General features: G+C 41.8%; 10 protein-coding genes. 8 read left to right on the forward strand and 2 right to left on the reverse strand.

The window, feature by feature from the left end; genetic code table 11:
• Positions 1–94 precede the first annotated feature (94 nt).
• From VB836_RS13590 to VB836_RS13620, 7 genes are all read left to right on the forward strand, one after another.
• Positions 95–1,603, forward strand: coding sequence for a UbiD family decarboxylase (locus VB836_RS13590; RefSeq protein ID WP_323219805.1), 1,509 nt, complete (start codon positions 95–97; stop codon positions 1,601–1,603).
• A 210-nt stretch (positions 1,604–1,813) separates the two neighbouring features.
• Entirely contained in the window at positions 1,814–2,386 is a 573-nt protein-coding gene (locus VB836_RS13595; protein WP_323219806.1) for a transposase, read from the forward strand.
• Positions 2,387–2,690: 304 nt separating this feature from the next.
• Entirely contained in the window at positions 2,691–4,106 is a 1,416-nt protein-coding gene (locus VB836_RS13600) for a folate/biopterin family MFS transporter (RefSeq protein ID WP_323219807.1), read from the forward strand.
• Positions 4,107–4,180: 74 nt separating this feature from the next.
• Entirely contained in the window at positions 4,181–5,662 is a 1,482-nt protein-coding gene (locus tag VB836_RS13605) for a carotenoid oxygenase family protein (protein ID WP_323219808.1), read from the forward strand.
• A gap of 243 nt (positions 5,663–5,905) precedes the next feature.
• Positions 5,906–7,156 (forward strand): glycosyltransferase family 2 protein, encoded by a 1,251-nt coding sequence (locus tag VB836_RS13610; RefSeq protein ID WP_323219809.1) that lies wholly within the window; start codon positions 5,906–5,908, stop codon positions 7,154–7,156.
• Between the two features lie 22 nt (positions 7,157–7,178).
• Positions 7,179–7,958 carry an ABC transporter permease gene (locus VB836_RS13615; RefSeq protein ID WP_323219811.1) on the forward strand — a complete coding sequence of 260 codons (780 nt, stop codon included), beginning with the start codon at positions 7,179–7,181 and terminating at the stop codon, positions 7,956–7,958.
• A 150-nt stretch (positions 7,959–8,108) separates the two neighbouring features.
• Positions 8,109–8,705, forward strand: coding sequence for a Uma2 family endonuclease (locus VB836_RS13620; protein WP_323219813.1), 597 nt, complete (start codon positions 8,109–8,111; stop codon positions 8,703–8,705).
• A 347-nt stretch (positions 8,706–9,052) separates the two neighbouring features.
• On the opposite strand, the gene VB836_RS13625 is transcribed toward VB836_RS13620, so the two are convergent.
• Both VB836_RS13625 and VB836_RS13630 read right to left on the reverse strand, forming a co-directional pair.
• A complete protein-coding gene (locus VB836_RS13625) occupies positions 9,053–10,978 on the reverse strand; it encodes a serine/threonine-protein kinase (RefSeq protein WP_323219815.1) in 1,926 nt (641 codons plus the stop codon).
• A gap of 598 nt (positions 10,979–11,576) precedes the next feature.
• The gene (locus VB836_RS13630; RefSeq protein ID WP_323219816.1) at positions 11,577–12,749 is read right to left on the reverse strand and encodes an RNA-guided endonuclease InsQ/TnpB family protein; all 1,173 of its coding nucleotides are present in this window, start codon (positions 12,747–12,749) and stop codon (positions 11,577–11,579) included.
• 97 nt (positions 12,750–12,846) lie between these two features.
• On the opposite strand from VB836_RS13630, the gene VB836_RS13635 reads away from it, so the two are divergent.
• Positions 12,847–13,458: an NHL repeat-containing protein gene (locus tag VB836_RS13635; protein WP_323219817.1), complete on the forward strand. Its 612-nt coding sequence runs from the start codon at positions 12,847–12,849 to the stop codon at positions 13,456–13,458.
• Positions 13,459–13,862 lie beyond the last annotated feature (404 nt).

A 13,862-nucleotide genomic window follows, 5' to 3' on the forward strand; every position in this document is an offset into this window, starting at 1 on the left:
TGGGATTGATTTTGAAAAAGATAAAAGCATCGCAGGATTTTAGCGCAAAACCCTTCATAATAGATTAAAGAGACTTCATCTTTAAGATCAAATCATGGCGAGAGATTTACGGGGATTCCTAAAACTGTTAGAAGAACGGGGACAATTACGACGCATTAACGCTTTAGTTGACCCTGACTTAGAAATTGCAGAAATTTCTAACCGAATGTTACAATCGGGTGGCCCGGGTTTACTGTTTGAGAACGTCAAAGGATCGCCTCATCCGGTCGCTATCAACCTGTTAGGAACTGAACAACGAGTGTGTTTGGCGATGAACAAGTCAAACCCCCAAGAATTAGAAGAATTGGGTAAAAAATTGGGAATGCTACAACAACCCAAACCCCCTAAAAAATTATCTCAAGCCGTTGATTTTGGTAAGGTTTTATTTGATGTCGTTAAAGCCAAACCCGGACGCAATTTCTTTCCCCCTTGTCAACAAGTTATCCTCGAAGGGGAAGACTTAGATTTAAACAAAATTCCCATGATTCGCCCCTATCCCAAAGATGCGGGTAAGATTATTACCTTGGGATTAGTGATAACAAAAGACTGCGAAACCGGAACTCCAAATGTTGGGGTTTATCGCTTACAATTGCAGTCTAAAACAACCATGACCGTTCATTGGTTATCGGTTCGCGGCGGGGCGAGACACCTGAGAAAAGCCGCAGAAAACGGCAAAAAATTAGAAATTGCGATCGCATTAGGCGTTGATCCGTTAATTATCATGGCGGCGGCTACACCCATTCCTGTTGATTTATCCGAATGGTTATTTGCGGGATTATATGGGGGTTCTGGCGTGCAATTGGCTAAGTGTAAAACCGTTGATTTAGAAGTTCCCGCCGACTCAGAATTTGTACTCGAAGGAACCATTACTCCCGGTGAAATGTTACCCGATGGACCCTTTGGAGATCATATGGGATATTACGGCGGTGTTGAAGATTCCCCGTTAATTCGATTTCACTGCATGACCCATCGCCAAGACCCAATTTATTTAACCACGTTTAGCGGTCGTCCGCCCAAAGAAGAAGCGATGATGGCGATCGCCTTAAACCGCATTTATACCCCGATTTTACGACAACAAGTATCGGAAATTGTTGACTTTTTCTTACCGATGGAAGCGTTAAGTTATAAAGCGGCAATTATTTCGATTGATAAGGCTTATCCGGGTCAAGCCAGACGGGCGGCGTTAGCCTTTTGGAGTGCATTACCTCAGTTTACTTATACCAAATTTGTGATTGTTGTCGATAAAAGCATTAATATTCGCGATCCGCGTCAAGTGGTGTGGGCAATTTCGTCTAAAGTTGATCCATCACGAGATGTATTTATTCTCCCCAATACGCCTTTTGATACGTTAGATTTTGCTAGCGAAAAAATTGGTTTAGGGGGACGAATGGGAATAGATGCAACCACAAAAATTCCTCCCGAAACCGATCACGAATGGGGCGAAGCATTGGAGTCTGATGTTGATGTGGCGGCGATGGTTTCTCAACGTTGGGTAGAATACGGGTTAAATGATTTGAATTTAACCGAAGTTGACCCGAATAAATTCGGCTACGATATCCAATAATTCAATTATTGTAGGGGCGCAAGGCTTGCGCCCTCTTGCTTGCGCCCTCTTGCGCCCTCCCTGCCCCTACGAAGGGAAAAATAGGGGAAAACTATTTCATCATTCCTAATCTCTCGGAAAAATGTTAGGTTGGGGGCTGTATGGGCGCAAACAAGAGCGCCCCTACGAAGGGAAAAATAGGGGAGAACTATTCCATTAAACTAAACAAATATGAATCAATATCATTCCCAACATCATCGCCGTTCCATTCGTCTTAAAGGGTATGATTATTCTCAAACGGGATTTTATTTTATCACCTTATGTAGTCGCGATCGCCAATGTTGGTTCGGCGAAATAAAAAATGGGAAAATGTACCTGAATTCTATTGGTTCTATTGTGGCTAAAGAATGGTTAAAATCTGCCGAAATCCGAGAAGAAATTGAATTGGATGAATGGATTGTTATGCCGAATCATTTTCACGCGATTGTGATTATTAAAACAGAAATTAAGAACGGTTTCGGCGAACAGTTTGAAAACAATCCGGGCGCAAGAAAACCCCGTTCTTTGTCTACATTAATTTCGGGTTTTAAAGCAGTCGTGACAAAACGAATTAATGAAATTCGTCAAGTTTCAGGCGTTTCTATTTGGCAGCGTAACTATTATGAACATATTATTCGAGATGAATTATCGTTGTATAATATCCGAAAATATATCGTTGAAAATCCATTATCTTGGTCTGAAGATCCAGAAAACCCTCAAAAATATTCCCATTATCAAACGATTGACTTGAATTTGCCCTTTTAATAACTATCTATTTAACGTTTTCCACAAACTTGCGCCCTCAATCCCCAATATCCCTAAAATACGGGGAAATTCTTAGGAAAACTGCCAACCCAAAGCGATCAGCAGTTTCGGATTACTCCATTTACTTGTAGAATCCCGAATCGATAGACTGCAAACGCCTTGATTTTGCTCCCGATTTTTGGCAAAACCGCTAAAATACTCTACTATCAGCCATCGGAGAGAGGAGATTAACCCGATAGGCAGATACCAGTCCTGGCAAAACCTGTGTTATAAGTATTTATATTTCTTAACTTTTGTTTACCAAATGCTTATATCTTCGACGGGGCTAGCCGAAATCAAAGCCAATATCAAGAAAAATATATTTTTCGGTAACAAGCCAACCCCGCAACTGATGGCAATCTTACTCGTATACTTCGTTCAAGGCATTCTGGGACTCGCACGACTCGCCGTTAGCTTCTTTCTCAAAGATGATTTAGGAATGACACCTGCGGAAGTCTCAGCGATGTTGGGAATCATTGCTTTACCTTGGGTGATCAAACCTGTATTTGGCTTCATCTCCGACGGTTTACCGATTTTGGGCTATCGTCGCCGACCCTATCTAATCTTATCAGGTTTTCTCGGTGCGATCGCCTGGATTGCTCTAGCAACCGTAGTTAATAGTCCCCTCGCAGCCACTTTAGTCATTACCCTCAGTTCCCTCTCTGTCGCCATCAGTGATGTGATTGTAGACTCATTAGTTGTTGAAAGGGCGCGTCAAGAATCTCTGAGTGATGTGGGTTCGCTACAATCTTTGTGTTGGGGAACTTCGGCTTTAGGGGGATTAATTACCGCCTATTTAAGTGGTTTTCTCTTAGAAATTTTTAGCGTACAAACAATATTTCTGATTACCGCAAGTTTCCCTTTAATTGTTTGCGGTGTGGCTTGGTTAATTACAGAAGAAAAAGTGAATGGCGATCGCTCTAATTTAGAGACTGTTAAACAACAATTGAGTCAACTCCGTCAAGCCGTAACCCAAAAAACAATTTGGCTTCCGATGGCGTTTGTATTCATCTGGCAAGCCACTCCAACGGCGGATTCTGCCTTCTTTTATTTCACCACAAACGAACTGGGATTTCAACCCGAATTTTTAGGGCGAGTTCGCCTCGTCACCAGTATTGCTTCTTTGTTAGGCGTTTTCCTGTTTCAACGCTTTTTTAAAACCGTTCCCTTTCGGAAAATATTCGCTTGGTCTACCATTTTATCATCACTTCTCGGGATGACAACCCTGTTGCTAGTGACTCATGCGAACCGTGCTTTAGGAATAGATGATTATTGGTTTAGTTTGGGCGATAGTCTGATTTTAACCGTCATCGGACAAATCGCCTATATGCCTGTTTTAGTGTTAGCAGCGCGTTTGTGTCCGCCAGGAGTGGAAGCAACATTATTTGCCTTATTAATGTCGGTTTCCAATTTAGCCGGACTCCTCTCCTATGAATCTGGCGCATTATTAACGCATCTGTTTGGAGTCACCGAAAATCAATTTGACAACCTTTGGTTACTGGTAATTCTGACAAATCTTTCTACACTTCTTCCCCTGCCTTTTATTAACTGGTTGCCCCATGTTAACGCCCAAAATGAGGGAGAAGATTCTCATCCCCAAACGCCCATTTCTGCAAAAATAGGACATCACCATGTTCCCGATTATGTCCCCGAATATGAAGGAATTGGAATTCGAGATTAGGGTAAAATCCAAGAACGTCTGAGTCAATTTTTGTCTGAACCTCTATTCAACCTCTCACAGTCGCCCAAGGAACAATGACCAACCTAGAAACGCCAAAACCTGTTGTTAAAAAAGGATTATCTTACAACACCAAAGACTGGCAAAAAGGCTATCAATCTCAACCCAATGAATACGACTATCCCATAGAAGATATTGAAGGAGAAATTCCGCCTGAATTAGCAGGAACCCTGTATCGAAATGGCCCCGGTTTATTAGATATTAACGGTTATCCCCTGCGTCATCCGTTTGACGGAGATGGCATGATTTCAGCCATTACATTTTCTCAGGGTCGCGCCCATTATCGTAACCGTTATGTGCGGACTCAGGCCTATGTTGAAGAACAAAAAGCAGGAAAACCCCTCTATCGGGGTGTATTTGGAACTCAGAAACCGGGCGGTTTGTTGGCGAATGCCTTTGATTTTCGGTTAAAAAATATTGCCAATACTCAAGTGATTTATTGGGGCGGTAAATTGTTAGCCTTGTGGGAAGCTGCCGAACCTTATGAACTCCATCCCCAAACTTTAGAAACCATTGGACTTGATAACCTCAATGGCATTTTACAACCGGGTGATGCGTTTTCCGCTCATCCTTGTATTGATCCTCATTGTGAGTTTGATGGCGGTGAACCTTGTTTAGTTAACTTCTCGATTAAACCCGGATTATCCACTACAATTACAATCTACGAACTCAATCCCCAAGGCAAACTTTTACGCAAACACGCCCATTCAGTACCGGGATTTGCCTTTATTCACGATTTCGCCATTACTCCAAATTACTGTATTTTATTTCAAAATCCCGTTCGTTTTAATCCTCTACCTTTTCTGTTTGGGTTTTGTGGGGCGGGAGAATGTGTTGAATTTCAACCGAAACAACCGACAAGGATTTTAGTGATTCCTCGAAATCAAAAACAACAACCCGGAATTAGGTGTTTTGAAACTCAGTCTGGGTTTGTTTTCCATCACGCCAATGCCTATGAAAAAGAGGATGAAATTTGTGTTGATTCTATTTGTTATCAATCGCTTCCGGGTGTAGATCCGCAAGCTGATTTCCAAGAGACTGATTTTACCACCCTCGCGCCGGGGCAATTGTGGCATTTTGATATTAATCTAAAAACAGGTAAAGTCGAACGTCAACAAATCGACAGTCGTTGTTGTGAATTTCCCAGCTTACATCCCGAATGGGTGGGGCGTGCTTATCGTTATGTTTATATCGGCGCCGCCCATGACGCGGAAGGAAATGCACCCCTACAAGCGGTTCTCAAGCTAGACTTACAGACAGGTGAACGTCAACTCTGGAGTGCAGCCCCTCACGGCTTTTCCGGTGAACCTGTGTTTGTTCCTCATCCCAACGGTGTGAATGAAGATGATGGCTGGCTGTTGACATTAGTCTATGATGCGTGTTATCATAGATCTGATATAGTGATTTTAGATGCAAAAGATATTAATCAGCCCGTTGCTAAACTGCATCTCAAACATCACATTCCCTACGGTTTACACGGGACGTTTGCTGAGATTTAAAGATTAAAGTTGTCTTCGCTGCATTAGATTCCATGCCTTTTCCTCAAGGGGAGGGTGTGGAATTGGTGTGATCAAGCAGTCGAAACCGGGTTTGTGATCCAGGTGCAAGATCTCAGTTCAAATCGATCTGGCCTAATCTGATCCAGTAATGCTACTGTGGAGTCAAACTCCTAGCTGGGATTAACTCAGGTTGGTCTAGGCAAGATTCTGGGGAAACCTCTACTCATCTACTCTTATTCAGCGATGCCTCAAGAAGCGTCTACAGTGGAAATCCGGTTTAGTATCGTCATCACCACTTACAATCGCTTGAATTTGTTAAAACGGGCGATTGACTCAGCTTTAAAGCAAACGATACCCTGTGAGGTGGTGGTTGCAGATGATTGTTCCTCCGATGGGACTGAAGAATATGTCAAGGGTTTGTGTCAATCTCAGCCGCAACACAGCGATCGCCGTTTAATTTACCATCGTAATCATAGCAATAGTGGTCACTGCAAAACCATGAATTTAGGCGTAAGTGTGGCATCGGGAGAGTGGATCAAGCCTCTTGATGATGATGATTATCTTGCACCCAATTGTTTAGAAGAAATTCGGCAAGCGATCGCCATTCATCAAACGACAATTACACCAGAAACTCACTCGAAAGCGGTTATTTGTTCTTGCCAAGCTGCACAGATTGACCCCAATGGACGAGAACTCAGTCGAACTCGAATTGTTGGCCCCGGAAAAGCATTTTATATTCCTCAAGAAGACATTCATTATGGAATGTTAGTGGAACAAGTTCCCTTTGGGACTCCTGTACAAGTGGCTTATCAGCGAGATGCGTTTATTAAGTCGGGGGGTTGGGATTCCAGTGTAGATTTGAATTGTGATGATATTGATTCTTGGATTAAAATAGCTCAGTTTGGTGATGCTATTTTTATTAATCGTTGTCTAGGTTTCCGAACGATTTGGTCGGGAGCTTATAGTCAAAAGCTGACCCCAGAAAAGCGACTAAAAATGAATATTTTAATGAAAGAGAAAATTTATCATCTGGTTCATCAAAAGCATCATCATCGGCTTCCTGAACTTGATCAGATTCGCAATTATTTAAGATTACATTGGGGATTAGTTGCCTTGAAAACTGCGAAAATTAATCCGGCGTTGAAGATGGTTTCTTCTGCTATTTTATCACCGAAAGCTTGGAAAATGCTGTTGTTATCAATAGCAACTCGTCAGCAGTCTAAACTCTCGGGATTAGCTTCTGAATTAAAAAGTCATTCTTCCTCAGTCAATCCAGATTTAGAAGCAGAGATTTCTGATTCTCAGCAACTAAAAACCTATCTTAAACTTCAGGGGGGTTTAAAGGCAGTTCAACGAGGAAAAATCAATAAAGCCTCAAAATTTTTATTTCCCTCCCTATTGTCTCCTAGCAATTTAAAGCTATTTATGAATCTTTTGATTTTAGAAAATAATAAAGAGATTATTACCATTCAGAAAAATATTTTAATTCAGTAAAACAACAGATTAACATTCAAAAATGTGGAAAACTGCCAAAACTTTACTTACAACTTACTATGCCTATATGTTAGAGTATCGGGCAGAACTTTTTTTATGGGCATTGTCAGGTTCATTGCCTTTTATAGTCATGGGAATCTGGATAAAAGCCGCTCAATCTCAAGAACTCGCCCTAGAACCAGTTGAATTTGCCCGTTATTTTCTAGCGGCTTTTATTGTTCGACAATCTAACGTGGTTTGGGTGATTTGGGAATTTGAGCAAGAAGTCGTCCAAGGAAAATTATCACCGCGATTATTACAACCGATTGATCCCGTTTGGCATCATTTTATCTCTCACATCGCCGAACGATTTGCTCGATTTCCGTTTATTATAGGATTGATATTGCTGTTTTTTAGCCTTTATCCTCAAGCGTTTTGGATACCTAATTTTACCACAATTTTAACCTTTATTTTAATACTTTTAGTTGCTTTTTGCTTGCGGTTTGTGATTCAATATACCTTAGCCCTAACTACCTTCTGGATAGAACGGGCATCCGCCTTAGAAAATATTTGGCTTCTTCCCTATTCCTTTTTGTCTGGAATCATCGCCCCCCTAGAAATGTTTCCGCCAACCCTGCGAGAAATTATTCTCTGGACACCGTTTCCTTACTTAGTCCATTTTCCCGCGTCAGTATTAGTCGGAACAACAACCGATATTGGGCGAGGATTATTAGTCATGTTAGGTTGGGGTATTGTAATGTTTGGATTGAACCGTTGGTTATGGCGAAAAGGACTGCGACAATATTCAGGAATGGGGGCTTAATAACGGAGAGTCAATTCTATTCAACGTCAACGATTCACCTCAAATTCTACAGACAATCGCTATATTAGAATTATCCCTCAAACAAACAAGATCTCCAACAAGCCTTAATTTTTCCATTGTCCAAAACCACCTACGCGGAACACCAAAACGATGATAGCCCTTTCTGACCATTATCCCCTAACTCCAGAACAATACCTGGAACTCGAAACTCAAAGCCCTGTCAAACACGAATATATTGATGGCGAAATCTACGCAATGGCAGGAACAACCGACACCCATAACACAATTGCAGGAAACCTGTTTACTCTCATTCGCAGCCACCTACGCGGAACAAACTGCCGTGTTTATTTTGCCGATATTAAAGCCCGTCTCGAACAATGCAACTGCTTTTATTATCCCGATATTCTCGTAACTTGTGACCCCCAAGACCAAGAAACTGCTACCTATAAACGCTTTCCTAAACTAATTATTGAAGTGCTTTCTGCAAGTACCGAAGCCTTTGATAGAGGAGACAAATTCAACGACTACCAAACTTTAGACAGTCTGGAAGAATATGTTTTAGTAAACACTAAACATCAACGAGTTGAAATTTTCCTACGCAACGAACAAGGGGGATGGATTTTTAAAACCTATACTCCTAGCGAAGCCACTTTTCCTCTGCAAAGTTTAAATTTAACGGTATCTTTAACTGACCTCTATGAAGATGTCACCCTTGAGAAAGAATCAACAGCAACTGCTGAACCCTGAATCTGTTTGAGAATCGAGAAATGCTGTTAGGAAACAGGAGACAGGGAATAGACAATCTTGCATTCATGCAAAAGGGAAATAACTGTTATAGCACTACGCATAACGGTTAGGACATTGGTAAATGCTGAAAATATTTTCTGCTGGCACTTTTGCCCTTCGGGTTCAGCAGTTGCTCCTTGATGGAAACCACCAAGATCGCACTGCTTCACCTCTTGCCTGTTGCCTTTTGCCTAGCGCGTAGCGCTATAACTGGTAGGAGTAATTTATGAATTACCCCTACAAGACTGATCACTGTAAAAACTCCCTATCAATCATCTATAGCCAACATTTAAGGATTTTAGATAACCTTATTCAACGTCGAGAATCAACTCATAATTAATCGGATCTTTTGAATCAGAAACTACGACAATTTCATAATAACCTGTATCATCTAACTGTCCTGACCAACTCTGAAGTCTCGCATCTTCCAGTATTGTTTTAGCTTTTTTGCGGCGACTCGGAGTATAGACAGAAAGAAAAGTAGATTTCTGTGGCACGTTTAATTTTATCCGTAAATTTTGCTTCCGTTTTAGCCAAGCAATATAGACTTTTCCCTCACCCGGTTGTAAGACTCCTTGTATCAGTTTATTGCTGGCATTATCATCAAACTGAACCTCTTTTAGATTCTGCCCTTGCTGTAACAACTTTAATTGATCCGCACTTAAGGCTTGCCAAACCTGACCAATAGGCAAATCCAGTAAATTTTGACCACGAGGTTGTTCAGAAAATAAATAGAAAAATCGAGCATCCGATAAATCTTCTAAGGCACGACTACTTAAATTTAACGCATCGGCATCCCTCTTCCACTGTTCAAGATCAGCGACGGTGTACTGTCCTAATTTACGGCGAGATTCATCACTAATTACAGCGAGTCGATTTAACACATCATAAGCCGTTTTATCCCATCGTTTTCGCCAGGAAGCATCAGCAGAATCAGACGTTAACGTTCGGCCCCTTTGAGTGGGATAACGATGATAAAATTCCTCATTCACCAGTTCAATCAAATATTGATAATCGACACCTAACTCTTGACGGCGATTTTGGATAAACTCCTGACGTTGCAGTTCACCCATCGCTGTAAATTTGCTATCCTCTGATTTGGGGAGGCGATTCATCCAGTAAGAACCACTCATCCAACCGATTCCCCCCATAACCACCATAGAAACCGAGACTAACAGTACCGTTCTCCAAGTTGAAGATAAATTCCAGGGAAGTTTCAGCCATTGATATTGGGTTTTTTGGAGAACTGTGTTTGGAGTCGCAGCAACAGGGGTAGGAATTGGCATTTCTACGGGCGGAGGCTGGGTTAACACCACAGGCAAATGATCGATCTCGGGCGGGGTTTGTGTGGGAATATGAGGGAGTACAACTGGGGTATCGTTGAGCGCTTGTAGGACTTGCGAGGCGCTTTGATAGCGATCCTCGGGTTTGTACGCCAACATTTTATCCAAAATTGCGGCTAACTTCGGATTGACGGTTGCTTGCGATCGCCAATTCCAGGTGAGATGATAACTATCAATCAGATGCTGGGGTTCTTTTCCCGTCAACATAACCACCACCGTCGCCGCCAAGCCATACAAATCACTGTGAGGAGAAGCAATTCCCATCTGCATTTGTTCTTCGGGAGCATAACCCAGTTTTCCCAAACGAGTCGCAGGACTGGGCGGAAGCTGACGAACACCCAATTCCGAATCAACCTTGGCTTTAATCTGTTTTACACCTCCAAAATCAATCAAAACCGGTAATCCATCAGCTTGACGTCGAATCACATTATCGGGAGAGATATCGCGATGAATCACCCCATGAGAGTGAATGTATTGCAGCACAGGTAATAGCTGCAACATAACTTGTGTGACTTCCAGTTCACTGAAGCGAGTTCCCTGGCTTTTGTATTGGGTGATTAATTCTCGATAGGTTGAACCCTTGACATAATCTTGAACGACAAACAAATAACCCTTGCCATCAATTTTCTCACGGAACAGTTCTCGAAAACAAGGAATTTGCGGATGTTTGAGTTGATAGAGAATTTGGGCTTCTCGTTCAAAGAGTTCTTGAGACTTTTGCAAGCCATAACTTCCTTGAACTTGCGGGGCGAATTCCTTTAACACACACAGTTCGTTAAACCGATACTGATCTTCTGCTAAGTAGGTGCGTCCAAAACCACCATGCCCCAATTGGCGCATAATGTGATAATGATTTCGCAGGATCATGCCCGGATAAATGGAGGTACTCATGGATTTGAGGGATTAAACTCAGGGTTCAAGTTGAGTCGGGTGTAGTAAATTTTAGATTAGCAGTCGATCTGAGAATCCGATTCAATAGGCTCCCATGCCCAATTTACATTAGAGACAGTGATCATCACGGGTATAGCCATCTTGATCAGATCAAGACCAGGGACAACAATTAAAGTTGATCAAGAGGGTTCACTGGTATTTTAAGCCTTATCAGCCCTTTTGCGAGACCGTCGCAGGGTCAACCCAGGAACTTTGAGAGATTTACATGATTTTTACAACTCTCCCTATTGGATTTTACACAAGGCTCTGGTTTTCTGGGGTTTAGGCTATCTATATTGGGACAATACGAACTCAAACCCCTTATTGATCTGATTTGGGGGTGTTGCTTGTATTAATCCAATGTTAAGAACTTGAAAAACCCAATGACAAAAACGCCACGCATTGCTTCTGCTGCGGCTATTATCGGGACTTTAGCGTTTCCCGGTGTGAATGCTTTACCCAGTCAAGCTGCTTTATTAGTGGGGAATACAGAAGGAAATAATATTCTCCTGTTTGTTGACATCCTCCCTCGCCGGAGACGAGGGATTCCCAAACATCGCTATTTGGGTTTCTGCTTCTTAGCACCTGGCTTAACAGATTTACTCTGTTCGGCTCTTATGGTCGCTCCACAGATTGACACTGCGAGTCCCGCAGCCAAAATATTTATACTTGCATTGATATCCCTGTCGTGGTGAGAATTGCATTTAGGGCAATCCCATTCTCGGATATTCAACGGCATTCTTTCTGCAATGTATCCACAGTTGGAACATCGTTTTGAACTAGGAAACCATCGATCTATTTTGATCAACTCTCGTCCATACCACGAGGCTTTATAAGTAAGTTGTCGGACAAGTTCTCCCCAGTTAGCATCACTAATTGCTCTAGCTAATTTGTGATTCTTGACCATGTTCTTTACCGCCAAGTCCTCAACCACTATCGTTTGATTTTCACGAATGAGTTGAGTGGTTAACTTGTGAGTATGGTCACGCCTACAATCAGCAATTTTAGCTTGAATTTTAGCAACTTTAACTCGGGCTTTCTCTCTGTTTTTTGAGCCTTTAATTTTTCGGCTTAAAGACTTTTGAGCAAGTCGGAGTTTTTTGTGTAGTTTATTAAAGTGTTTGGGGTTGGAAACTTTAACCCCGTCAGAAGTGGTGAACAGACTGGTAATTCCCAGATCTATTCCCACTTTTTTATCGATGGGCCTGAGCTTCTGGTCTGTTGGGTCGTTGATCCTCAAAGAAACAAACCATCTTCCGCTCGGATCTAATTTAACCGTTATGGTAGACGGGCTACAACCAGTAGGAAGTTGACGACTCCACCGGATAGGTAAGGGTTCAAAGCATTTAGCCAAATAGACTTGACCTTCTTTGAATTTGAAGGCTGACTTGGTAAACTCAGCACTGCCTCCGTTACGTTTCTTTTTGAAGTTTGGGTATTTTGCTCGACCCGCAAAGAAGTTGGTAAATGCAGTTTGTAGATGCCTTAAACCTTGCTGAAGTGGAACACAACTGACCTCATTCAAAAAGTCTAATTCCTTCTCTTTTTTCCACTCCGTCAGCATTGAAGATGTTTGAGAATAGCCCACTCGTTCCTTTTGTTCGTACCACGCTTGAGTTCGCGCCGCCAGTGCCAAGTTGTACACCAGTCTTACGCACCCCAATGTTCTCCTCAACAGACTTTCCTGTTCGGGAGTTGGATAGAATCGGTAACGGCAGGCTTTTTCTGTCATGCGTCACATCTTAGCATATAGTATGTGAAAGCTGCAATTAAAGAGGCGTTTCCTCCCCTCGGCATAGCCGAGGGTCTCCACGCCAAATTCAGATGACTTGAATTTTGGCCCTGATGGCAACCTCTATGTGACCACTCAGGGGAGTATTGCCACCAATGGTCAAGCTGACTTTAGTGCTGGTCTTCCCAGTCAGGTGTTGCGTTTTGATCTTGCCACAAAAACCTCGACGGTATTTGCTGAACCGACGCCCTCACCCGATAGTTTTGGCTTTGTCAGTTTATTGGGGTTAGCGTTGGGGTTTGAGGGAGATTTATGGGTCAGTGATTTTGCCAATGATATTCGCCGCTACGATCTAGAAACGGGTGATTTAGTGAGTGTTTTATCTACAAACTACACGGGAACAATTCCAAGTAATAATTTTATTGGGAATTTAACTTTTGACCCTAATAACATCCTTTATGCAGTCGGTTTTGATTTTACAAATGGTAATGTTGGAGCGATTCTGCGCTACGATGGCATTACGGTCGAACCGTTGCCTTCTGTCGGAAATACCAGTGCAGTTTTTGTTGCGCCGAATGACAAGTTACTCCGTCCTATTGGGATCACTTTTACCACACAGATTCCTCTGAAAACAGTGCCGGAACCCGTTTCTGTGTTAAGTTTGCTAGCAATTGGAGTTTGGGGAATTCAGACTAAATTCCGTCGATAATCCTTTTTTGATCTTGAATAAATTCGGCAACAGATTAGCCCTCGGCAAACGCCGGGGGTTTATTTTATAGACAGCAAATTTGTAGATATAAAAATAAATCTTAATGACGGCTAAAATTTACATATTTAAATAGTAAAAATTAGTTATTAAAAATATAAGTTAACTCCAAAATAAAATGATTTAATTTTTAGGGGTTATCAAGATTATGGGGAAGAGAAAAAATTAAAAAACACTAATGATTATATGTTTTGTTATAGCCAGAACAAAAAAGAGATTCATTGAAAAATGTTAGAAAAGTTAGATTTACAATTCTTAATATATCTTTTGATTAGACTCAAAATCTGGTAAATTAGAAGGATGGATTTTGTGCTTTTCAATCGTCAACCCTGTTTTCAGCTAGCTGA

It is taken from the genome of Limnoraphis robusta BA-68 BA1, assembly GCF_034932365.1.
Lineage (GTDB): Bacteria > Cyanobacteriota > Cyanobacteriia > Cyanobacteriales > Microcoleaceae > Capilliphycus > Capilliphycus robustus.